We start from the raw sequence: 20,767 nt of genomic DNA, 5'->3' as shown, positions 1-20,767 counted from the left end.
GGGAGGTCGCGCTGAAGGCGCGGGTAGGGGTGAAGTGCCAGGCACCCCGCCCGGCGCTACGCCCCCGCCCTCCCCATCAAGGGGAGGGTAAAGGGAGCTAGCGCAGTGCCTTCATCAGCGCGCCGACCATCACCTGCGGCCGGTAGCCGAGCTTGGCCGGCGTCAACCCCAGCCGCACCACCACCAGTTGCTCCGACGGGATGATGGCGACCGTCTGGCCGTCATGGCCCTCCATCCAGTAGGTATCGTTGGGCAGGCCGGCGGCGACGCCGGCGCCGGGATTTCCTTCGTCCCCCGGGGCTTCGATCCAAAGTTGCCCCTTGCCGTAGACTTTCGAGGCCGGTGCCGGTTCGCGCATCCAGTCGACGAAACCGGCCGGCAGGATCTGGTTGCCGTTCCAGACGCCGCCCTGCAGCAGGAATTGGCCGAACCGCGCCCAGTCATGCCCCGTGGCATAGAGGTAGGATGAGCCGACAAAGGTACCCTCCTCGTCGGTTTCGAGCACCGCGCTTTGCATGCCGAGCGGCCCGAACAGCGCTGCCCTTGGCCACATCAGCGCCTTGTCCTTGTCGCCGATAGCATCCTGCCACAGCCGCGACAGCATCACCGCCGTGCCGCTCGAATAGGAAAAGACCTTGCCGACGTCGCCGGTCAGCGGCTTGGCCTCGGCGAAGCCCGCCATATCCGGTTCGAGGTAGAGCATGCGCGTCACATCGGCAACGTCGCCATAATCCTCGTTGAACTCGAGTCCGCTCGACATCGCCATCATATCGGCAAGGCTGATGGCGGCGCGGCCGTCCGCCTTCCATGAGCCGAACAGGCCCTGATTGGTCACCGCCATCTTGCCGTCCTTGACCAGCGTGCCGACGAGCGCGGCGTTGACTGTCTTGGTCATCGACCAGCCCAGCAGCGGCGTTTTCGCCGAAAAGCCGTCGCCATAACGCTCCGCAACAATGCGGCCATTTTTGACCACCACCACGGCGCGCATGCCGATGCCGGTCATCGCCGCACCGTCGAGGATCTTGTTGATTTCGGGATTTTGCGAGGCATCGACTCGATCTCCCTCGGGCCACAGATCGCCCTTGGTGGCCGCCGACGCCTCGGCAGGGATTGACGTGCGCCGTGCCTTGCCGACGTCGCCATCAGGAACCGAGGCGCAACCCAGGCCGGCGCGCGCAACAGCAACGCTCTTGCCGAGGAAGCCAAGCAGCCCGGCCGAGACGGTCCCCCTGTTCTTGTCGACCGACACCTTCATCAGCCTGAGAAGCGGATGGCCGGGCGCCTGCACGTCGATGGCAAGCACCTCATTGGGATCACGGCCGGCGATAAAAACATTCGAGCAGACAATCTTGGCGGAATAGCCGGAACCGACGCGGATCAGTTCGGGCGGCGCGACGTAGAGCCAGGTAAACAGGGCGGCTATGGCCAACACGACCAGGCCGAGCAGCCATTTGATGATCTTCACGGCGATCCGCATCTTTCCGTCCCTGCTTTTCCGCTGCCCGTGGCTTGCGGCCCGATTTATGTCATCGATTTGCCGCCATTGCTTCCGCAAAATCGGTGTTCTTGTCGAGCGCCGTCAACCTGTTATCAACCATGATCGGCGATCACTGGTGCATGTCGCCCAAAAGTGCGCAGCGGTTTTGGAACAACGACATGCACGAAAATAGCGTATCAGGCGATGCTGTGGGGCGATCGCCTGAGGGGCACCTGCAACGACAACCCAACAGCGACCGGCTGATTCCGGCTCGGGAAATGCGATGCGCCGTTTCGCGGCCCTCATCACGTTGACGCTGCTGGCCGCCTGCTCGACCGCCGGCGATCTCGTGCCCTCGATGTCGCCATCCAGCAGCCCGACGGTTGCCGTGCGTGCACCGCGTTTCGAAGACTCCAAGCCGCATGAATGGGATAGCGGCGCGCCTTGGAACTATGCCGTTCACGGCACCGACGTCTCCAAATACCAGACCTCGGTCGACTGGCCGACGGCCAAGGCCAGCGGCATCTCCTTCGCCTTCATCAAGGCGACCGAGGGCGGCGACCGTTTCGACGAGTATTTCAACGAGCATTGGTCGCGCACCAAGGCCAATGGCATTCCGCGCGCGGCCTACCATTTCTTCTATTTCTGCACGCCTGCCGCCACCCAGGCGCGCTGGTTCATCCAGAACGTGCCCGTCGACCGCTCGGCCATGCCGCCGGTGCTCGACATGGAGTGGAACCCGCAATCGCCGACCTGCCGGCTGCGCCCGGATTCAGCGACGGTGCGGGCCGAAATGACCACCTTTCTCGAGATGATCGAGCGGCACTATGGCAAGAAGCCGATCATCTACACCTCGGTCGACTTCTTCGACGATAACGACCTTGCGACCTTCCGCGGCTATCCCTACTGGCTGCGCTCGGTGGCCGGCCACCCCCGCCAGAAGTACGGCAGCCACCCTTTCACCTTCTGGCAATACACCGGAACCGGTATCGTGCCCGGCATGAACGGCAAGTCCGATATCAACGTCTTCAACGGCACTGAGGCAGCCTGGAAAAAGTGGCTGCGGCAGAACACCCGTTGACACCGGCTCTGCCGCCTGCTTTTCGACGTCCCATGCGCACCTACCTGCAGCCACTGGGATATTTACGCCGGAAACAGTCGAAGAGCCGCCTGCGCTCCGGGCTGCTCGCGGCCCTGCTGCTCGGCGCTACGGCGATGCCGGCGGCGGCGCAGGAATGCGGCGGCGACTTCGAAACCTGGAAGCAAGGCGTGGCGGCGGAAGCCAAGGCAGCCGGTGTCGGCGCTGTCGGCCTTAACGCGCTGGAGGCCGCCACCATCGACGACAAGGTGCTCGCGCGTGACCGCGCCCAGGGCGTCTTCGCCCAGACCTTCATTCAGTTCTCCAACCGCATGATCTCGGCCTACCGGCTGAAGCAGGGCGCGGCCAATCTGAAGAAATACGCCGAAATCTTTGCGCGCGCCGACCAGCAGTTCGGTGTCCAGGCGCCGATCATCACCGCCTTCTGGGGGCTGGAGACCGATTTCGGCGCCGTACAGGGCGATTTCCACACGCTGAGCGCCTTGGTGACGCTGTCGCATGACTGCCGCCGCCCGCAGCTGTTTCGGCCGCAACTGCTGCCGCTGTTGACGCTGATCGATCGCGGCGTCGTTCCGGCCGACGTCACCGGCGCCTGGGCCGGCGAGATCGGCCAGACGCAGATCCTGCCTTCCGACTATCTCGCGCGCGGCGTCGACGGCGACGGCGACGGCATCGTCGACCTCAGGCGCAGCGTACCCGACGTGATCATGACCACGGCCAACAAGGTGCTGTCGCGCGGCTGGAAACGCGACCAGCCGTGGATCGAGGAAGTGCGCGTGCCCGAGGACATGCCCTGGGAGCAGACCGGCCGCACCAACAAGCTGCCGCTGTCTCAATGGGCCGCGTGGGGCGTCACCAATCCCGATGGCACGCCGCTGATCGACAATGGCCTGAAGGCCGGCCTGGCGCTGCCGATGGGCCGCAAAGGTCCGGCCTTCCTCGCCTACGACAATTTCGACGTCTATCTCGAATGGAACCAGTCCTTCACCTACGCGCTGACCGCCGCCAACTTCGCCAGCCGGCTGGCCGGGGCAAAGCAGTTCGACCCGCGCAATCCCGAAACCGGGCTCAATGGCGACCAGATGAAGGAATTGCAGACCAAGCTCGAAGCCAGGGGCTATGACGTCGGCACCGTCGACGGCATTCTGGGCACCAACACCCGCGAAGCCATCCGCAAGGAACAGATGCGGCTCGGCATGCCGGTCGACGGCTGGCCGACGCCGGAGCTTTTGGGGAAACTGTGAGTAGAATCTGCCCAAGCTGGGTTCCTTATTCCCTACTCCTTGCCCGGACGAAGTCGATAAATGCCCGCAAAGCCGGGGGGACGTGCCTCGAACTCGGGTGATACAGGAAGAAGCCTGGAAAGCTGGGCGACCAGGGCTCTAGAAATCTCATCAGCCTGCCCGCATTGATCCAGGACTGGACCTGATAGTCGATCATGTAGGCAACGCCTGCTCCACCCAGCGCCGCGTTCAGCATCAGCTCGGTGTCGTTAACAGTCAGGCTGCCCTCGACGGCGATTTCCAGAGACCGTTTGCCGCGCGCGAACTCCCATCGATAGAGGTTGCCGCCACCAGGCCACTGGAATGTTATGCATTGGTGCTGATGCAACTCCTGCGGATGGCGCGGTATGGCCCGATTTTCGAGATTAGACGGGAGCGGCCACCGCCGCCATCTGCAAATCCCCGCTCAGTTTCACTGCCACCATGTCCTTCTCCAGCCGCTCGCCAAGCCTGATTCCGGCATCGAACCGTCCTCGAACAATGTCGGTCAGCGTATCGTCGACGATGACGGTCAGCGCGATATCAGGATAGGCGCGTTGGAAGTCGCCAAGGATCGGGCCGATGAACCGCACCGCGGCAACACGCGGCACGTTTATTCGTAGCGAACCCGCCGGTCGATCACGCGCGGCATGAATGTCCGCTACGGCGCCCTCTAGCTCTTCGAACGCAACGGCAAGGCGCGCAAACAGCGTCTCGCCGGCACCAGTGGGTGAAACACTACGCGTCGTGCGATTCAGCAACCTGACGCCGATGCGAGCCTCCAGTTGCCGGATCGACTGGCTGAGCGCCGGCGGGGAAACACGCAGCCGGGCGGCGGCGCGGACGAAACTACGCTCTTCCACGATTGCGGCAAATGCCTTGAGCTCGGCGAATTCAGAACCGCGCATTGTGTATCCCTAGATTAACAAGCTAGTCAGATAATAGGCCATTATCTGATCAGTTGCATGGCCCTATTTCTCGACTAGCAGACCCGTCGGATGAAACCGGCACGGGCCTGAATGATTGAAGGAAACGTATCATGCCCAAGTCCTTGCAAGGCAAAACCGCACTCGTCACCGGCAGTTCGCGCGGCATTGGGCGAGCCATCGCCGAAGGCCTCGCCTCCAAGGGCGCTGCCGTCGTCGTCAACTATGTCGGCAACCACGAAGCCGCTGACGAGGTCGTGGCCGCCATCGCCGGCAAGGGAGGAAAGGCGATGGCCGTCCAGGCCGACATATCAAGCGTCTCGGATATTCATCGCCTGTTTGACGAGGCTGAGAGTGAGTTCGGCGCGATCGACATCGTGGTTGCCAATGTCGGCGTCGCCGTCATCAAGCCTCTGACCGAGGCAACCGAAGCCGATTTCGACCATGTCTTCGGCACCAATGCCAAGGGCACGTTCTTCGTGCTTCAGGAAGCAGCGCGCCGTGTGCGAAACGGCGGCCGCATCATCGCGGTCTCCACCGGCGGCACCAAGATGTTCTTCACGCAAACGGCGCTCTATCTCGGCAGCAAGGGCGCCGTCGAACAATTCGTCCGTGTGCTCTCGCGTGAACTCGGACCGCGCGGCATCACCGTGAATGCGCTGTCGCCTGGCTTCACCGACACGGACCTGCTTCCCGAGCGCGATCGCGCCGTGGCGGCCGGCATGTCTCCATTTGGCAGGATCGGCGCGCCCCGCGACGTTGCCGATGTCGCGGTCTTCCTGGCCAGCGACGAGGCCCGCTGGCTGACCGGCGAGAATATCCAGGCCGGTGGCGGGGTCGCTTAGTCCGCCATCGTCTCTAGGCTGGCGAATCCCTGCGGCGCATCGCCTTCATCGAAGGGTGTCGTCACCTCGACGAAGGTATCGGGATAAAAGCCGTTGAAGCGGGTTCTTAGCGACAGCGAATAGGCGCCGATATGGCCGATCTCGATCCAGTCGCCGGTGTCGACGGTTTCCGGCAGCCAGAACGGCCGCGACAGGATGTCGACGGAATCGCAGGTCGCGCCGCAGACCTTGAACGGCACGATGTTCTTCTCCTCGCCATTGCGCGAGCGGATCGCCGGATCGGGGATGAAGCGGGCCGGCAGTGTGATCTTGCCGGTCCAAGAATCCGACAGCGACGCCCAGATGCCGTCATTGATGTAGAGCCGCTTGCCCTTGCGCAGCAGCACCCGCACGATCAGCGACAGGCAGCGCGCCACGATCACCCGGCCGGGCTCGGCCACCAACGGGATCTGGTCGAACTGGTATTCCCTCAGGTCGCCCGACAGCCGCGACATGATCTGGCCGAGCGACGGCATCTCGATCTGCTTGCGATTGGGGTCATGGCCGTACTCGGCGGGAAAGCCGCCGCCGACATCGAGGCCCGCAATGTCGAAGGTCAGCCGGTTGCGCACCCAATCGGCGGAGGCCAGCGCCCGTTCATAGGTGTCGGGATCCTCGATCTGGCTGCCGACATGGAAGCACAGGCCGACCTTGTAGCCGGTGCGGTTGAGCCGCTCGGCGAGTTCCACCGCATAGGCCGGCCCGGCGCCGAATTTCTTCGACAGTTCATAGGCCGCCGAACCCTTGGTCTGGATTCGCACGAACACGCTGATGGAGCCCGGATCGATGTCAAGCGCCCGCACCACCCGCGTCAGCTTGGTGATCTCGTCCTCATGGTCGAGCGAAATGACCCGGATGGCGTATTTTTCCAGCGCAAGCTTGATGTCCGACTGCGCCTTGACCGGATGCATGTAGAGCATCTCGGCGTCGGGTGAGACGGCGCGCACGGCGGCGAACTCGCCGGGCGAGGCCACATCGAAGGCGGTGACGCCGGCTTCGACCAGCGCCTTGAGCACGATCTGCTCGCCATTGGTCTTGACTGCGTAGGCGGTCTTGCCGGGAAACATGCCCATGAACTGTTTGGCATCCGCCTTCAGCACCTGCGGGCGAAAGCAGTAGACCGGATCGTCCGGCCGAAGCGCCAGCGCCGCCTCGCGGGCATTCTCGAATTGCTGCATGGACGAATCCCCTGACTTCTCGGCTGCGCACAATTAATCCAAGCTAGCGGCCAAAGAAAACAATTCTGTGTCTGGCGGGCACTGACCCAGCGGCGCATCCTCCTGGCAGCACTGTTGCCAGCAATCAGGTTTCGGGTGGCTCTTGTCGCCGGACCCGATATGCCTTCTGCCTGAGTGGCTGGCATTGATGCCGCGGGGAAGGACGTTCACGATGGCAATAGCCACGACAGCCGTGCAGCGCGGACCGATGACGCTGAGGGACTGGGGACAGCTTCTGCTGCTCGGCGCCATCTGGGGCGGCTCGTTCTTCTTTGCCCGCATCGCCGTTGCCGAAATGCACCCGCTGGTGCTGGTGCTGTTTCGCGTTGCCATTGCGGCCATTGCACTGCAGCTCTATCTCGGCATTCGCGGTCCGTCCTTCCGCCTCGCCTTCCCGCATGCCGGCCTGTTTTTCCTTTTGGCGCTCGCCAACAATGTCGTCCCGTTCTCGCTGATCTTTGCCGGCCAGACCGCGCTTGGCGCCGGCGTCGCCTCGGTGCTCAATGCGACGACGCCGTTCTGGACGCTGATCCTCGCCAACGCGCTGACAGCGGACGAAAAGCTCTCCTGGAACAAGCTTGCCGGCATCGGGCTCGGCATCGCCGGCACCGCTGTCATGATCGGCCCCGGCCTGCTGGCCGGGCTCGGCGGCCCGGTCTGGGCGAAATTCGCGCTGATCGGCGCCTCGCTGTCATACGCCGTCGCGCTGATGATTGCCCGCCGCTTCAAGGGCGTGCCCTCGCCGGTCATCGCCACCGGACAATTGACGGCGTCGACCATCATCATGATCCCGGTGGTGCTGCTCACCTATGGCCCGGCCGGCCTGTTCTCGGCCTCGCCGCCGGTCTGGACGGCGGTGCTGGCGCTGGCGCTGCTCTCCACCGCCTTCGCCTACATCCTCTATTTCAACGTCGTCGCCTCGGCCGGCGCCACCAACGCCTCGCTGGTCACGCTCATCGTCCCGGCCAGCGCCATCCTGCTCGGCCTCCTGTTCCTCGGCGAGCGGCTCGCTCTGTTTGAGTTCTGCGGCATGGCACTAATCGCGCTTGGCCTGGTGACGATCGACGGGCGGTTGTTTGGTCGGCGCTAATGCCTGTCGACCAAAAGTGCGCAGCGGTTTTGGGACAACGACGCGCTTTAGGTCTGGTAGCGCTGCCATGCCTCGCTTTCGCCACGGCGGCGTCACAATTTATTCACAGGCTGCCAGCGGCTTTTGCCGAAGAGTTTCAACGCTTAACGACAGGTGGCAGGTCGCAAATTCCACAATCGCGTCGCATTGCAGCATATTTTCCGCTTGCCTGTGGCACAAATGCCCCTAGACTCCACCCATAGCTCTTGAAGAGGAGACTATGACATGGGACTTACGAGGCCAATCAACGCATTGATGATCTGTGCTGCATTTGCCTTCATTGGCGCCCTTATCATAGGTGTTCTTCCGTAACCGCCGGAGCGGAAGAACAGCAGCAATAGCCCACAAATTCGAAAGGCCGGGTGTTTCGCCCGGCCTTTTGCATTTCAGATTTCATACCACGATGAAGCTCAGGCGGCGGCGGATCCAGCTGCCTCTGTTTCGTGGGAGCGGATGCCGATCATATGGCAGATGGCAAACACCAGGTCGGCCCGGTTCATGGTGTAGAAATGGAAGTCGCTGACGCCGCGCTCGACGAGATCGAGCACCTGCTCGGCCGCCACGGCAGACGCCACGAGCGCATGCGTCTGCGGATCGTTGTGCAGCCCTTCGAAACGCTCGGCCAGCCATGCCGGCACCAGCGCGCCGCAGCGCGCCGAGAAATTGGCGACCTGGGTGAAATTGTGCACCGGCAGGATGCCGGGCACGATCGGGATGTAGATGCCGGCACGGCGCGCCTTCTCGACATAACGCTCGTAGAGATCGTTGTCGAAGAAGAACTGGGTGATCGCCCGCGTCGCGCCATTGTCGGCCTTGCGCTTCAGCATGTCGAAGTCGGTGGCGAAGTCGGGGCTTTCCGGATGCTTTTCGGGATAGGCCGAGACCGAGATGTCGAAATCGCCGGCGTCCTTCAGCGCTCCGACAAGTTCGGCGCCATTGGCATAGCCATCGGGATGCGGCCGGTAGGCCGTACCGACACCCGCCGCCGGATCGCCGCGCAACGCAACGAAGCGCTTCACGCCCATATCGGCGAATTCGCGGACCACGGCATCGACCTCATGGCGGGCGGCGTCGACGCAGGTCATGTGCGCCGCCGGCGTCAGCGTCGTCTCGTTCAGGATGCGCTTGACCGTGCGCGCCGTGCGCTCCCGCGTCGAGCCGCCGGCGCCGTAGGTCACCGAGACGAATCTCGGCTTCAGCGGCTCCAGCCTGGTGACGGTGTCCCAGAGCCTGGCTTCCATCTCGTCGGTCTTCGGCGGGAAGAACTCGAAGGAGACGCGCACCTTGTCGCCAATGTCGGGACGGCGGGAAAAGCGGAACTGGTTCATCAGGCGATTTCCCCCATAGGGTACGCTTTGGTAGGTTGGGTGTCATTTGAAGGCTCGGCGATCAGCATGCGGCGGTCGCGGCCGAGCCACAGCTTGACGGTGAGCCTGGCTTCGTTGCCGCCGCGCGGCTCGAATTCCTGGGCATCCTCGAGATCAAGCCCGGCCTCGGCAAACCATTCGGAGATCTGGCGGTCGGAAAAGCCCAGCCTGACATGCGCATGCTGGTCGCGCAGGAATTCCAGCGCATGCGGCGCGAAGTCGACGATCACCAGCCGGCCCGCCGGACGCAGCAGCCGCGCCGCCTCGCGAATGGCGCGTGCCGGATCGTCGAGATAGTGCAGCACCTGATGGATGGTGACGAGGTCGAAGGCGTCGCGCTCGACCGGCGGCGCGAAAATGTCGCCTTGGCGGACCTGCGCATTGGCGATGCCTGCCTTGTCGAGATTGGCCCGCGCCACCGTCAGCATTTCCCGCGACATGTCGATGCCGACGCCGCGCCGGTAGAGCGGCGAAAATATCTCCAGCAGCCGCCCGGTACCAGTGCCGAGATCTAGCATCGACTGGAATGGCCGCTTGCCGACCAGCTTGAGGAGTGCGGCTTCCACCGCGCGGTCCGGCACATGCAGCGAGCGGATGTGATCCCAGCTGGCGGCGTTCTCGGAGAAATACTCGGCGGCACGGTCCTGGCGCTTGCGCTTGACCGATGCCAACCGCTCGAGATCGCGCTCGACCTGTGGATCGGCGCCGCGAATGCCAGAGACCAGCCCCATGACGAAGTCGCGCGCGGAATCCGTATCCGACAGCCGGAAGAAGGCCCACGAGCCCTCCTGGTAGCGGCCGATCAACCCGGCCTCCAGCAGCAGCTTCAAATGCCGCGACACCCGCGGTTGCGACTGGCTGAGGATCTCGGTGAGGTCGGACACGGTGAGATCGCCGCGCGACAGCAGCGCCAGGATGCGGAGCCGGCTCGATTCGGCCGCAGCCTTCAACGTATCAACCATCGTATCGAGCGAAACATGCATCGGCGCGTTCTCGTTGAAAAAGATATAAACATATGTTTATGTCAGCTTTGACGACATGGCAAGGCCTATGTCGCTTCCTGACAAGAAAATGCCGCACACATGATCCCCGCCTGAGAGAACCGCTTTTCCCTGACGATCGGCTGGAAACTTGTGCTAGGGCGAAAGCCATGTTCGAGAAGCGCGACGGCGAAAAGCTCCTGCAGACTGACCCGGCTGACATGCCGGCGGATGGCCATATCGTGTTCATCGGCCGCATCGCCTCGCCATGGACATCCAGGCAAACCTGCCCAAAGAACATGCGCGCGGCGCGCGAGGCCGGACAGGCGGCCACGGTTCTCATCGACCCTGCCTATCGCGACGGCCTGCTTGCGCTGGAGCGGGCCAGCCACATCGTCATCCTGTCCTGGCTGCATCACGCGCCGCGGGCACTGATTGTCCAGAGACCCCGCCATGCGGCTGAGCCGAAAGGCGTTTTCTCGCTGCGCTCCCCTGCCCGGCCGAACCCAGTCGGGCTGCATATCGCCGGCCTGATCGCCGTCGACATCGACCACGGCCGCATCGCCATCGACGCCATCGATGTGCTCGACGGCACCCCGGTGATCGACATCAAGCCCTATTTCGCCTCGACCGACGCCTTTCCCGAGGCGACCATTGCCGGGCGTGACGAAAAATGAGCGCGCCCACCGGCCGCCGCCGCGCCATCGCCAAGGCGCTGACCGCACTGCTGCCCCTGGCGCCCTATGCCGATATGGAGAAAATCCGCACCGGGGCCGGCGCCGTGCACATGAAGACGCTGCCGCCGGGCATCGCGGTCTGGCTGGCGACGATCGCCCATATCAGGCACGGCCATACCGACTATGAAAAGCTGCTGGCCGAGGGCTATGACCGCGACTCGGCGCGGTTCTTCGTCATCGAGCAAACAAACATGGTGCTGACCCGTTGGCGCGCCACGCGCCTGCTCGATGCAGAGGACGAAGAGGAATAACTTCAGCTACCGTCGCTTCAATACGGCAACCGCATTGTAGGGCTGGCCGTCGGCCTGGCCAACCCAGGTCCAGGACAGGTTCCCTTTGAAAAATCGGACGGTGATGCCGCCACCGTCGATGCACTTGTCCTGGCCGTAGCTGATGTTTTCCCGGTATTCCGCCGAACTGTCGTCGCGAGAAATCTGGGTCAACGATCCGCCGCAGCCGAGCGACGGATAGTCGATCGACGCGGCGCCATCGCCGATGGTCATGGCGATCGCCCAATCGGCGCCGGCAGCCCCGGCCGGACTTTGATGGCCGCTGCCGGTCCAGATCCCGTTGAGCCCCGTCGCGTTGACCACGCAAGGCACGTTCTGAAAGATCGGCGTCAGTTCGCTGCCCGTCTTCTCGCAACGATAGGTCTGGCCGTTCTGGCACAGCGCCTCGCCCTCGCGAGCGCATTGCGCGAAGGCATCGCCAGTGACGAAGACGACGAAAATTGCAAAGCTGATGGTCCGAAAAGATTTGCCCATTTTGCCCCTCCCGGCCGGATATTTTCAAGCCGGACCATAGGGCATATCGAATGTGCTACCTAGGACAAACAGCGATGGTTGGGTGGCCCTATGCCGCCTGCAGGGGACCACTAGCTTGACTCTGCCGCATCAAGCCGAAGGGACCAATCGCCATGAACCGAAGCGCAGCAGCCGGTAGCATCGTGCCATTGCCGGCTTTGTCGGATCGCCATATCGATCCGCATTCCTATCCCGACGGCGTCGCCTTTCTCGATGGTCAGTATCTGCCGATGTCGCAGGCCAAAATCTCGGTGCTGGATTGGGGCTTTCTGCATTCCGACGCCACCTACGACACCGTGCATGTCTGGGACGGGAGCTTCTTCCGACTCGACCTGCATCTCGACCGCTTCTTCGCCGGCTTGCAAAAACTGCGCATGACGATCCCGTCCGACCGCGATGGCGTGGCCGAGATTCTGCACAATTGCGTGGCGCTGTCGGGCCATCGCGCCGCCTATGTCGAAATGCTGTGCACGCGCGGCGCCTCGCCGACCTTCAGCCGCGATCCGCGCCAGGCGGTCAACCGCTTCATGGCCTTCGCAGTTCCCTTCGGCTCGGTCGCCAATGCCGAGCAGTTGCGGCGCGGCCTGCATGTCGCCATTAGCGACAAGGTGCGCATTCCGCCGGTCTCGATCGATCCGGCGATCAAGAACTACCACTGGCTCGACCTCGTGCGCGGCCTCTACGACGCTTATGATCGTGGGGCCGAAACCGCATTGATTCTCGACTTCAACGGCGCTGTCGCCGAAGGCCCCGGCTTCAACGTGTTCTGCGTCAAGGACGGCAGGCTGTCGACGCCAGCCGCCGGCGTGCTGCCCGGCATCACCAGGCGCACCGTCTTCGACCTCTGCGCCGAGGCAGCGCTTCCCACCACGGCCGTCGACGTCAGCGTTGCCGCGCTGAAGGCTGCCGACGAAGTCTTCATCACTTCCACCGCCGGCGGCATCATGCCGGTGACAGTGATCGACGGCGCTGCTGTCGCCGACGGCAAGATAGGCGGGATCACAAAGCGCTTGATGGCGCTCTACTGGCAAAAGCATGACGACTCGGCCTGGTCGAGCCCGGTGCGCTATCCCTGACCGGCGAAGGTCCTGCTCCACACGATGTCGTGACCAAAAAGATTCCCCCTCGCCTCTGGAAAATCGCTCGACGCACCGTATATCGCGGAAGCGGAGAAGCCTCCGCTTCCCAGTTCACGGCCCGCATGGGCAAGGATTCCACGTCATGACAAGCAAGGTTTGGTTCATCACCGGATCGTCGAAAGGCTTTGGCCGAGTCTGGGCCGAGGCCGCACTCGCCCGCGGCGACCGTGTCGCCGCAACCGCGCGCGATGCCGGCACGCTCGCCGATCTCGTCGCGAAATACGGCGATAATGTCGCCGCGATCAAGCTCGACGTCACCGACAAGAAGGCCGTCGATGCGGCCATCGCCGAGGCGCACAAGCGCTTTGGCCGGCTCGACGTCGTCATCAACAATGCCGGCTATGGCCATTTCGGCGCCATCGAGGAAGTCAGCGAACAGGAAGCCCGCGACCAGATCGAAACCAATGTGTTCGGCGCGCTCTGGGTCACCCAGGCGGCTTTGCCGATCATGCGGGCGCAGGGCTCCGGCCACATCATCCAGATCTCGTCGATCGGCGGCGTCAACGCCTTTGCGTCGCTCGGCCTTTACCATGCCTCGAAATGGGCGCTCGAAGCCTTCAGCCAGTCGCTCAGCATCGAGGTCGCCGAATTCGGCATCCATGTGACGCTTGTCGAACCGGGCGGCTTCTCCACCGATTGGTCCGGCGCCTCGGCCAAGGTCTCCAAAGCGATCGAGGCTTACGCGCCGGCCCGCGCCAAGATGGCGGAACGCCGCGCCAACTCGGTCGCCGGCGACCCCGAGGCCACCGGACCGGCGATGCTTGAAATCGTCGACGCGGCCGAGCCGCCGCTGCGCGTCTTCTTCGGCGATGGCGGCCTGCCGATGATCAAGCAGGAATACGCCAACCGCATCGCGCTGTGGGAAAAGTGGGACCACGTTTCCGTCGAGGCGCAGGGCGCCAAGAAGAACCGCAAGGCGGCCTGAGCGCGTCTTGAAATCCGGCTGCGTCGCCCCGGCGGCGCAGCCCGTGCCCTAGCCCGGTACTAGGATCGATAAATCCACTGCTCGGGCACGCGCACCGAGATCTCTTCCCCTGTTGTCATACGACCCGGTTTCTCGACCCAGGCAACGAGGCCGCGCAGCCGTTTCGCCGCCTTCGGGAAGGCCAGCGCGCCGGCCTCCCGATCGGCCATCCCGGCGTTTTCGGCGATCGCACGTCCAGCAAGCCGGCAAGGCCCGTTCTGCGCATCGACCTTGATCGTCACGCCACCTCTAAAGAACAGCAGCGTGCCTGACGGCAGCATCGAGAGATGCGGCACGCCTTCGATCAGCAGATTGGCGCCGATCCATTCCGGCTTGATCTCGGCCAGCCCCATCCGCTCGGCAACGACGGCGAGTTCATCCGCTGCTACGATTGATATCTGCCGCTCGTTGCGGATTTCGGTGCCGCGCGGATACCAGGGTTCGCGACCGCCGGAACGACGGGTGGCGCCGGCGTGGAAGTCGCCGTCGATGCCTTCGAAACCGAGTTGCCATGCTTCCACTGGGCGCGTCTGGAAGTGATCTGACGGTGCGACGTACAAAGCGGCCACTTTGGCGGACAGCTTCCTGGCGGGGATGATGTCGACCGGCTTCTCAGACTCCGGGAAGAGGTCCAGCATGGCTTCGTTCCTTCTGCAGGATGACGTCGCATTAGCCGTAGCCGTGGGCTCGGGTCCAGTCGAAAGCGATGATGATTCGATCAAACCGGCTGATGGCGTCCATCGGCATCGTCATGAAGGCAAGGCTGGAGGAACGCTTTCTGCGCGGAGAACTCGGCAACGCCTATGATGACTATGCCCGCAGCGTACCGATGCTGGTGCCGTTCATGCCGGCCTGATTACAGCATCCGCAAAAGCGCGCCACCGATCGAATAGCCGGCGCCGAAGGCGCACAGCACGCCGAAATCGCCGGGCTTCATGTCGGCGTGGTTTTCCGACAGCGCGATGATGGCGCCGGCGCCGGCGGTGTTGCCGAGCCGCTCCAGCACCATCGGCGCGCGGTCGTGGTCGACCTCGTGGCCGAAGGCCAGTTTCAGGATCATGGCGTTCATTCGCGCATTGGCCTGATGCAGCCAGAAGCGCCTGATGGCTTGCGGCGTCAGCCCGTGCTCGGCGAGGAATTCGACAATGAATTTGTGGCCGGCGACGGTGACTTCCTTGAACACCTTGTTGCCGACCTGTTTGATCAGGTTGCCTTCGAGGTTGATCATGTAAGGATCGTCCTGGGCGGTGCGGGTGTGATAGCCCAGATTGGTGCGGATATTGTTCGACATCTGCGTCCAGGTGCGCGTGTCCAGCACCTCGAAACGCCCCGGCCGCCTCTCGCCCTCGCCCAGCCCCTCGACCACCATCGCCACCGACGCATCGCCGAAGATGAAATGCGTCTGCCGGTCGCGGAAATTGAGATGGCCGGTGATGATCTCCGGCGTGACCACCAGCACGCGCTTGTGCGCACCCGCCCGCACGAGATTGGCCGCAATGTGCAAGGCGGCCGCGGCCGATGAACAACCAAGCCCCATGTCGAAGCCGGCGCCCTTGGTGCCCAGCGCCTCCTGCATTTCGATGGCGATCGCCGGATAGGGCCGTTGCTGGTGCGAGGCCGAGCAGATCACCAGGTCGATGTCGGACGGCTTCAGGCCGGCATGGTCGAGCGCCTTCCGGGCCGCGGCCACTCCAAACTCGGCCTGCAGCGACAGCGCATCATCGGGCCGCGCCGGAATGCGCGGCGCCATGCGGGTCGGATCGAGAATACCTTCGCGCTCGATCACATGGCGGGTCTGGACGCCCGAGGCATGGACGATGAAGGCGCTGTCGGATTTCTGCAGCAGCGTTTCATCCGTGCCTTGCCGGCGCGCATTCTCGGTGTCGACCCAGGCATTGAAGCTGGCGACCAGTTCTTCATTGGTGATCTTGGCTTCAGGGATTTCAACGCCAATGCCGCTGATGATGACGCGATGCATATCCAGTCCGTCCATGCGCAGGCGTTGTCGTTCTCATGTGAACGACGAAGGGGCGCGACACAACACTTTTCTCACCCCACCGGTTTACGCCGGCTTAAACCATAGGCTGTGGCCGGATGTCATCGGGAGTGCTAGCCGGCCCGCTTGGCGACGATGAAGATACGCGGAAAGCGCAGCAGCACCTTGCCGTTTGCGGTCTTCGGATAGGCCTCGGTGATCTTGGCCGTGTAGCTGTCGAGGAAGGTCTTGCGCTCGCCGGCGTCGAGCCGATCGAGGAAAGGCTTCAGCCCCGTCGACTTCACCCATTCGACGATCGCCTCGGCGTCGGTCAGCGGATGATTGTAGGCCGTATGCCAGATATCCACCCGGGCGGAGAGCGGCGACAAGAGATCATAATAGAACGACACCGCCGGCAGCGGTCCGCGCGCAGCACCTGCCATCTTGGCGGCGAACGGCATTTCGGCGGCCGTCTCGTGCATCACCTGATGCGACGGCTCAAGCAGATTGTCGGGCATCTGGACGGCGAGCGCGCCACCGGGGGCGAGAAAGCCCATCAGCCGCTGAAACACAGCGGGATGGGTGGGCAGCCACTGGAATACCGCGTTGGCGAAGATGACGTTGACCGGCTCGGCCGGCCGCCATGTCGAGGCATCGGCGAGGTCGAAATTGACGCTGGGCAGGCGCGCCTTCGCCTTCTCGATCATGTCGGGAGAGGTGTCGAAGCCGCTCACCTCAGCGCCCGGCCAGCGCTCGACCAGCAGCTCGGTCGAATTACCCGGGCCGCAGCCGATGTCGACCACCCGGCGCGGGAAATCCACCGGCACCTGCGCAACAAGATCGCGCGCCGGCCGTGTGCGCTCATCCTCGAATTTCAGATATTGGGCGGCTGACCAGTCGGTCATTCAAGCTTTCCTCGTATCAGTTGAGAAATTCGCCGCCCCGGTTGCTCCCTTACCGCGTCAGCCTCTTGTAGGTCATCCTGTGCGGGTTGACGGCCTCGGGGCCGAGACGACGGATCTTGTCCTGCTCGTAGTCCTCGAAATTGCCCTCGAACCATTCGACATGGCTGTCGCCCTCGAAGGCGAGGATGTGGGTGGCCAGACGGTCGAGGAACATACGATCGTGCGAGATGATGACGGCGCAGCCGCCAAAGTTTTCCAGCGCGTCTTCGAGTGCCGCCAGCGTTTCGGTGTCGAGATCGTTGGTCGGTTCGTCGAGCAGCAGCACATTGCCGCCGGTCTTCAGCATTTTTGCCAGATGCACGCGGTTGCGCTGGCCGCCAGAGAGGTTGCCGACCTTCTGCTGCTGGTCGCCGCCACGGAAGTTGAACGATGCGCAATAGGCGCGGGTGTTGGCTTCGAACTTGCCGAGCTTGACCACTTCGGCGCCGCCCGAGATTTCTTCCCAGACGGTCTTTGACGGATCGAGCGCATCGCGGCTCTGATCGACATAGCCGAGCTTCACCGTTTCGCCGATGCGGACAGAGCCGGCATCCGGCGTTTCCTGGCCGGTGATCATGCGGAACAGCGTCGTCTTGCCGGCGCCGTTCGGGCCGATGACGCCGACGATGCCGCCTGGCGGCAGCTTGAATTCCAGACCCTCGATCAACAGCGTGTCGCCAAAGCCCTTCGACAGGCCTTCCGCCTCGATCACCACATTGCCGAGCCGTTCGCCATGCGGAATGACGATCTGCGTATCGCTCGGACGCCGCTTGTCGGCTGCATCCAGCAGGTCCTGGAACGCCTGGATACGCGCCTTGGACTTGGTCTGGCGAGCTTTCGGGCTGGACTGGATCCACTCGCGTTCGCGACCGATGGCACGCTGGCGGGCGTCGTCCTCGCGGCCTTCCTGCTTGAGGCGCTTGGCCTTGGCTTCGAGGTATTTGGTGTAGTTGCCCTCATAGGGGATGCCGCGGCCGCGATCGAGCTCGAGGATCCATCCGGTGACATTGTCGAGGAAGTAGCGATCGTGGGTGATGATCATCACCGCGCCGGGATAGGCGCGCAGGTGCTTTTCCAGCCACGCCGTGGTCTCGGCGTCGAGATGGTTGGTCGGTTCATCGAGCAGCAAGAGGTCGGGCTGACGCAGCAGCAGCTGGCAGAGCGCGACGCGGCGGCGCTCACCGCCCGAAAGCTTGGTGACCTCGGAATCCTTGGGCGGGCAGCCCAGCGCTTCCATCGCCATCTCGACCTGCTGTTCGAGATCCCACAGGTTCAACCGGTCCATCTCGTCCTGGAGCTTGGCCGACTCGTCAGCCGTCTCGTCGGAGTAGTTCATCATCAATTCGTTGTAGCGCTCGATGATGGCGGTCTTGGCGGCGACGCCTTCCATGATGTTCTCGAACACCGTCTTGTTGGCATCGAGCGCCGGCTCCTGCGCGAGATAGCCGACGGTGGCGCCTTCGGCGAGCCAGGCTTCGCCGTTCCACTCCTTGTCGAGCCCGGCCATGATCTTGAGGATCGTCGACTTGCCCGAGCCGTTGGGGCCGAGGATGCCGATCTTGGCGTCGGGATAGAAGGAGAGATGAACATTCTCAAGCACCTTCTTGGTGCCATAGGCCTTGTTGAGGCCGGCCATGTGATAGATGAACTGGCGTGCCACGCGCGCTTTCCTTGATGATTGACCGAAATGTCGGATTGAATGGAGGTTGGCCGCTATGTAGGCGATGCCGGGCCGAACGGCAATCGCTTTTGCCATTTCAAGCCGGGTGTACACCGCACGTTAAGTTTTCCGCCGGTTGCGGGGAGCGTTGAAATCCCCGGTTAACCCTTCAGCGTCAAAACAGGATCGATCGCTGGCCTGTCGCGATCGAAAGTAAAGATCGGCCCGAAGGTAGTGCTGAACAGTTTCCTGCTCCTTGCCGAAGCGGTCGTCTACTTCAGCGTCATGGTCACGCTGTTCCGCTTCAGGGATCGCATCGGCCTCGGCGTCTTCGTCTGCGCGCTGGGCGCCATGCATTTCCTCGAAACCTATCTCGCCAGCGTCTTCTACGTCGCCCTGCCCTTCGGCATGGTCTCGCCAGGCTCGGCGGTGCTGTTTTCCGGCAAGCTGGTGATGCTGCTTCTGCTCTACATGAAGGAAGATGCGGCCACGGTGCGCCAGCCGATCTATGGCCTGCTGCTCGGCAACGCCTTGATGATCGGGCTGGTCCTGATCCTGCGCCTGCACGATATTTCAGCCCTTTCCGACGGCAAGCTTCCCGATATCGGTTTCATCGACCAGTTGGGCTGGCTGATGGTGTGGGGCACGACGCTGCTCTTCATCGACGCCATCCTGATCATCCTGCTTTACGAAAAGCTCGGGCGTTATCTACGCAGGGCGCCGTTCTCCCGCATCCTGATTTGCGTCGCCTGCGTGCTCACCTTCGACCAGGCCGGATTTTTCAGCGCCCTGCATTTCGTCGCCGGCGCGCCGATTGCGGTCTTCTTCGGCGGCTGGTTCGCCAAGATGGGTGCCGCTTTTGCCTACAGCGCCATGCTTGTCGCCTACCTCAGATGGTTCGAAACGCGTCAGGTCGTGGCACCACGTGGGTTGTCCGACGTCTTCGACACCTTGACCTATCGCGAGCGCTACGAAGCCCTGGTCGAACATGTCGGCCGCGACGGCCTCACCGGCCTGTTGCACAGGGGACGCTTTGACAGCGACGGCGAACGTCTGGTCGCTGTCAGCCTGCGCACGGCCCAACCGCTCAGCCTGCTGATCGTCGACGTCGACCATTTCAAGTCGATCAACGATCGCTTCGGCCATGCCGAGGGCGACAGGGTGCTGAGATCGATCGCCCAGGTGCTGACCCAGGCGGCCGGCGCGCACGATCAGGTTTTCAGGATCGGCGGCGAGGAGTTCGCCATCCTTTGCTCGCAACCGCATGCGGTCGCCAGGTTGCTCGGAGAAAACCTCCGCCAGGCCGTCAAGGCGTGCGTAAACCGGTTCGACATCAGCGTCAGCGCCGGCATCGCCACTGTCGACGAGACCGTAGGCTCGCTTGCCGATCTCTTCGCCCTTGCCGACGAGCGTCTCTACAAGGCCAAGTCCACCGGGCGCGACCGCGTCATCGGAGAATCGAGGGACGATGCCGAAGACCTCAGCACGCGGACAGTGTCCACGGGCGGCGTCAGCGGATAACGCTGTCAGCTCCGCTTGCGTTGATGCAACGCGCCGACCGCAACTGAAACGGCTATCAGCGCGATGGCCAGCCATTTCAGCGTGGTGATGATCGGACTGGCATCGATGTCATAAGCGATGAACAACAGAATGCCGGGCACCAGCAGGCCGCACATGACCAGCATGATGCGGTTGATCTGCCAAGACACTTTTGCTGCCAGCGCTTCGTCACCGGCTTCGCCGACAAGACCGGCGCGCATCTCCCGGGAGATGGCCAACGCGCTCGACAGGCGCATCGAGATCGGCAAGCCGAGCCCGATTATGAGGAAGGCACACGCCGCCAGCAGAGCCGAGAATTTGAGCGCGCTGGTCTTGGCCGGCACCGGAAACAAAAGTGTCGCCAGCGGCAGGAAGACACAGACGATCCCGAGCGCGGCAATGGCGATGAAGATCGCGGCATTGACCCAAGTGAACAGCTGGTAGCGGCCTGCCCCGATCGGCGCGGCAAGCACGCGCATGCGCGCCCACTCGGCATCGGTATAGGAAAAGCCCGGCCATTCCATGCGGCCGTCTTTTATGGCTGTCATTCCCCTGGCCCAGAAAGCCAGCCGCGCCAGCGCGCCTGATGTCATGCCACTCATCGCCACCCCCGCCGAATGAAACACATCCAGACCATATCACCGCGTCACTGCCAAGCGACAGAC

Annotated in this window: 22 protein-coding genes; 10 read left to right on the top strand and 12 right to left on the bottom strand. The window is 63.2% G+C overall.

All coding sequences use genetic code 11. From position 1 onward, the window contains the following. Positions 1 to 97: 97 nt before the first annotated feature. On the bottom strand, positions 98 to 1,477 hold the full coding sequence (locus ACYG9Y_RS06845; RefSeq protein WP_023690860.1) for a serine hydrolase domain-containing protein: 1,380 nt from the start codon (positions 1,475 to 1,477) through the stop codon (positions 98 to 100). 283 nt (positions 1,478 to 1,760) lie between these two features. On the opposite strand from ACYG9Y_RS06845, the gene ACYG9Y_RS06840 reads away from it, so the two are divergent. Further along, complete coding sequence (locus ACYG9Y_RS06840; RefSeq protein WP_023682151.1) at positions 1,761 to 2,558, top strand: glycoside hydrolase family 25 protein; 798 nt, start codon at positions 1,761 to 1,763, stop codon at positions 2,556 to 2,558. A 32-nt stretch (positions 2,559 to 2,590) separates the two neighbouring features. Next, the gene (locus ACYG9Y_RS06835; protein ID WP_023682152.1) at positions 2,591 to 3,820 is read left to right on the top strand and encodes a lytic murein transglycosylase; all 1,230 of its coding nucleotides are present in this window, start codon (positions 2,591 to 2,593) and stop codon (positions 3,818 to 3,820) included. A gap of 25 nt (positions 3,821 to 3,845) precedes the next feature. On the opposite strand, the gene ACYG9Y_RS06830 is transcribed toward ACYG9Y_RS06835, so the two are convergent. After that, positions 3,846 to 4,187, bottom strand: a complete 342-nt coding sequence (locus tag ACYG9Y_RS06830; protein WP_023739871.1) for a LysR substrate-binding domain-containing protein — start codon at positions 4,185 to 4,187, stop codon at positions 3,846 to 3,848. A gap of 37 nt (positions 4,188 to 4,224) precedes the next feature. Then, on the bottom strand, positions 4,225 to 4,746 hold the full coding sequence (locus tag ACYG9Y_RS06825; protein WP_023739872.1) for a LysR family transcriptional regulator: 522 nt from the start codon (positions 4,744 to 4,746) through the stop codon (positions 4,225 to 4,227). A gap of 131 nt (positions 4,747 to 4,877) precedes the next feature. Between ACYG9Y_RS06825 and ACYG9Y_RS06820 the strand changes: the two genes are divergently transcribed. Then, positions 4,878 to 5,609 (top strand): SDR family oxidoreductase, encoded by a 732-nt coding sequence (locus ACYG9Y_RS06820; protein ID WP_023668251.1) that lies wholly within the window; start codon positions 4,878 to 4,880, stop codon positions 5,607 to 5,609. Here the strand turns inward: ACYG9Y_RS06820 and ACYG9Y_RS06815 are convergent. Next, positions 5,606 to 6,826 (bottom strand): alanine racemase, encoded by a 1,221-nt coding sequence (locus ACYG9Y_RS06815; RefSeq protein WP_460223108.1) that lies wholly within the window; start codon positions 6,824 to 6,826, stop codon positions 5,606 to 5,608. The two genes, ACYG9Y_RS06820 and ACYG9Y_RS06815, sit on opposite strands and share 4 nt — an antisense overlap. 211 nt (positions 6,827 to 7,037) lie before the next feature. Here ACYG9Y_RS06815 and ACYG9Y_RS06810 point away from each other — a divergent pair, with 211 nt between their 5' ends. Further along, complete coding sequence (locus ACYG9Y_RS06810) at positions 7,038 to 7,955, top strand: DMT family transporter (protein WP_023733081.1); 918 nt, start codon at positions 7,038 to 7,040, stop codon at positions 7,953 to 7,955. Positions 7,956 to 8,404: 449 nt separating this feature from the next. Here ACYG9Y_RS06810 and metF read toward each other — a convergent pair whose 3' ends face one another. Continuing rightward, positions 8,405 to 9,322, bottom strand: a complete 918-nt coding sequence (gene metF, locus ACYG9Y_RS06805) for a methylenetetrahydrofolate reductase [NAD(P)H] (RefSeq protein ID WP_023688016.1) — start codon at positions 9,320 to 9,322, stop codon at positions 8,405 to 8,407. Continuing rightward, positions 9,322 to 10,344 carry an ArsR/SmtB family transcription factor gene (locus ACYG9Y_RS06800; protein WP_023739873.1) on the bottom strand — a complete coding sequence of 341 codons (1,023 nt, stop codon included), beginning with the start codon at positions 10,342 to 10,344 and terminating at the stop codon, positions 9,322 to 9,324. The genes metF and ACYG9Y_RS06800 overlap by 1 nt, the downstream gene beginning before the upstream one ends. A 167-nt stretch (positions 10,345 to 10,511) precedes the next feature. Here ACYG9Y_RS06800 and tsaA point away from each other — a divergent pair, with 167 nt between their 5' ends. Both tsaA and ACYG9Y_RS06790 read left to right on the top strand, forming a co-directional pair. Then, positions 10,512 to 11,018, top strand: a complete 507-nt coding sequence (gene tsaA / locus ACYG9Y_RS06795) for a tRNA (N6-threonylcarbamoyladenosine(37)-N6)-methyltransferase TrmO (RefSeq protein ID WP_023690854.1) — start codon at positions 10,512 to 10,514, stop codon at positions 11,016 to 11,018. Beyond that, positions 11,015 to 11,329, top strand: coding sequence for a DUF2293 domain-containing protein (locus tag ACYG9Y_RS06790; protein ID WP_023739874.1), 315 nt, complete (start codon positions 11,015 to 11,017; stop codon positions 11,327 to 11,329). Before tsaA ends, ACYG9Y_RS06790 begins: the two co-directional genes overlap by 4 nt. Before the next feature lie 6 nt (positions 11,330 to 11,335). On the opposite strand, the gene ACYG9Y_RS06785 is transcribed toward ACYG9Y_RS06790, so the two are convergent. Next, complete coding sequence (locus tag ACYG9Y_RS06785) at positions 11,336 to 11,842, bottom strand: hypothetical protein (RefSeq protein WP_023739875.1); 507 nt, start codon at positions 11,840 to 11,842, stop codon at positions 11,336 to 11,338. 152 nt (positions 11,843 to 11,994) lie between these two features. Between ACYG9Y_RS06785 and ACYG9Y_RS06780 the strand changes: the two genes are divergently transcribed. Both ACYG9Y_RS06780 and ACYG9Y_RS06775 read left to right on the top strand, forming a co-directional pair. After that, positions 11,995 to 12,957 (top strand): aminotransferase class IV, encoded by a 963-nt coding sequence (locus ACYG9Y_RS06780; protein ID WP_023739876.1) that lies wholly within the window; start codon positions 11,995 to 11,997, stop codon positions 12,955 to 12,957. 145 nt (positions 12,958 to 13,102) lie between these two features. Then, positions 13,103 to 13,945, top strand: a complete 843-nt coding sequence (locus ACYG9Y_RS06775) for an SDR family oxidoreductase (protein WP_023690853.1) — start codon at positions 13,103 to 13,105, stop codon at positions 13,943 to 13,945. Positions 13,946 to 14,004: 59 nt separating this feature from the next. Here the strand turns inward: ACYG9Y_RS06775 and ACYG9Y_RS06770 are convergent, their stop codons facing one another. Then, on the bottom strand, positions 14,005 to 14,622 hold the full coding sequence (locus ACYG9Y_RS06770) for an MOSC domain-containing protein (protein WP_023739877.1): 618 nt from the start codon (positions 14,620 to 14,622) through the stop codon (positions 14,005 to 14,007). 71 nt (positions 14,623 to 14,693) lie between these two features. On the opposite strand from ACYG9Y_RS06770, the gene ACYG9Y_RS06765 reads away from it, so the two are divergent. Beyond that, the gene (locus ACYG9Y_RS06765) at positions 14,694 to 14,840 is read left to right on the top strand and encodes a hypothetical protein (protein WP_023749129.1); all 147 of its coding nucleotides are present in this window, start codon (positions 14,694 to 14,696) and stop codon (positions 14,838 to 14,840) included. Here ACYG9Y_RS06765 and ACYG9Y_RS06760 read toward each other — a convergent pair whose 3' ends face one another. The 3 genes from ACYG9Y_RS06760 to ettA all read right to left on the bottom strand — a co-directional run bounded on the left by ACYG9Y_RS06760 (position 14,841) and on the right by ettA (position 18,563). Next, a complete protein-coding gene (locus ACYG9Y_RS06760) occupies positions 14,841 to 15,962 on the bottom strand; it encodes a beta-ketoacyl-ACP synthase III (protein WP_023668239.1) in 1,122 nt (373 codons plus the stop codon). A 131-nt stretch (positions 15,963 to 16,093) separates the two neighbouring features. Continuing rightward, complete coding sequence (gene tam / locus ACYG9Y_RS06755) at positions 16,094 to 16,864, bottom strand: trans-aconitate 2-methyltransferase (RefSeq protein ID WP_023739878.1); 771 nt, start codon at positions 16,862 to 16,864, stop codon at positions 16,094 to 16,096. A 49-nt stretch (positions 16,865 to 16,913) separates the two neighbouring features. Further along, the gene (gene ettA / locus ACYG9Y_RS06750) at positions 16,914 to 18,563 is read right to left on the bottom strand and encodes an energy-dependent translational throttle protein EttA (protein ID WP_023688009.1); all 1,650 of its coding nucleotides are present in this window, start codon (positions 18,561 to 18,563) and stop codon (positions 16,914 to 16,916) included. Between the two features lie 234 nt (positions 18,564 to 18,797). Between ettA and ACYG9Y_RS06745 the strand changes: the two genes are divergently transcribed. Beyond that, positions 18,798 to 20,084, top strand: a complete 1,287-nt coding sequence (locus ACYG9Y_RS06745) for a GGDEF domain-containing protein (protein WP_023739879.1) — start codon at positions 18,798 to 18,800, stop codon at positions 20,082 to 20,084. Positions 20,085 to 20,089: 5 nt separating this feature from the next. On the opposite strand, the gene ACYG9Y_RS06740 is transcribed toward ACYG9Y_RS06745, so the two are convergent. Further along, entirely contained in the window at positions 20,090 to 20,704 is a 615-nt protein-coding gene (locus tag ACYG9Y_RS06740) for a hypothetical protein (protein WP_156929749.1), read from the bottom strand. Between the last annotated feature and the right edge of the window lie 63 nt (positions 20,705 to 20,767).

Source organism: Mesorhizobium sp. W050, assembly GCF_054719535.1.
This window is presented reverse-complemented; position numbering and strand designations above follow the sequence as displayed.

Coding starts and splice junctions, on each gene's coding strand:
- ACYG9Y_RS06845 (WP_023690860.1), bottom strand. CDS start 1,477: ATGCGGATCGCCGTGAAGATCATCAAATGGCTGCTCGGCCTGGTCGTG.
- ACYG9Y_RS06840 (WP_023682151.1), top strand. CDS start 1,761: ATGCGCCGTTTCGCGGCCCTCATCACGTTGACGCTGCTGGCCGCCTGC.
- ACYG9Y_RS06835 (WP_023682152.1), top strand. CDS start 2,591: ATGCGCACCTACCTGCAGCCACTGGGATATTTACGCCGGAAACAGTCG.
- ACYG9Y_RS06825 (WP_023739872.1), bottom strand. CDS start 4,746: ATGCGCGGTTCTGAATTCGCCGAGCTCAAGGCATTTGCCGCAATCGTG.
- ACYG9Y_RS06820 (WP_023668251.1), top strand. CDS start 4,878: ATGCCCAAGTCCTTGCAAGGCAAAACCGCACTCGTCACCGGCAGTTCG.
- ACYG9Y_RS06815 (WP_460223108.1), bottom strand. CDS start 6,826: ATGCAGCAATTCGAGAATGCCCGCGAGGCGGCGCTGGCGCTTCGGCCG.
- ACYG9Y_RS06810 (WP_023733081.1), top strand. CDS start 7,038: ATGGCAATAGCCACGACAGCCGTGCAGCGCGGACCGATGACGCTGAGG.
- metF (WP_023688016.1), bottom strand. CDS start 9,322: ATGAACCAGTTCCGCTTTTCCCGCCGTCCCGACATTGGCGACAAGGTG.
- ACYG9Y_RS06800 (WP_023739873.1), bottom strand. CDS start 10,344: ATGCATGTTTCGCTCGATACGATGGTTGATACGTTGAAGGCTGCGGCC.
- tsaA (WP_023690854.1), top strand. CDS start 10,512: ATGTTCGAGAAGCGCGACGGCGAAAAGCTCCTGCAGACTGACCCGGCT.
- ACYG9Y_RS06790 (WP_023739874.1), top strand. CDS start 11,015: ATGAGCGCGCCCACCGGCCGCCGCCGCGCCATCGCCAAGGCGCTGACC.
- ACYG9Y_RS06785 (WP_023739875.1), bottom strand. CDS start 11,842: ATGGGCAAATCTTTTCGGACCATCAGCTTTGCAATTTTCGTCGTCTTC.
- ACYG9Y_RS06780 (WP_023739876.1), top strand. CDS start 11,995: ATGAACCGAAGCGCAGCAGCCGGTAGCATCGTGCCATTGCCGGCTTTG.
- ACYG9Y_RS06775 (WP_023690853.1), top strand. CDS start 13,103: ATGACAAGCAAGGTTTGGTTCATCACCGGATCGTCGAAAGGCTTTGGC.
- ACYG9Y_RS06770 (WP_023739877.1), bottom strand. CDS start 14,622: ATGCTGGACCTCTTCCCGGAGTCTGAGAAGCCGGTCGACATCATCCCC.
- ACYG9Y_RS06765 (WP_023749129.1), top strand. CDS start 14,694: ATGATTCGATCAAACCGGCTGATGGCGTCCATCGGCATCGTCATGAAG.
- ACYG9Y_RS06760 (WP_023668239.1), bottom strand. CDS start 15,962: ATGCATCGCGTCATCATCAGCGGCATTGGCGTTGAAATCCCTGAAGCC.
- tam (WP_023739878.1), bottom strand. CDS start 16,864: ATGACCGACTGGTCAGCCGCCCAATATCTGAAATTCGAGGATGAGCGC.
- ACYG9Y_RS06740 (WP_156929749.1), bottom strand. CDS start 20,704: ATGAGTGGCATGACATCAGGCGCGCTGGCGCGGCTGGCTTTCTGGGCC.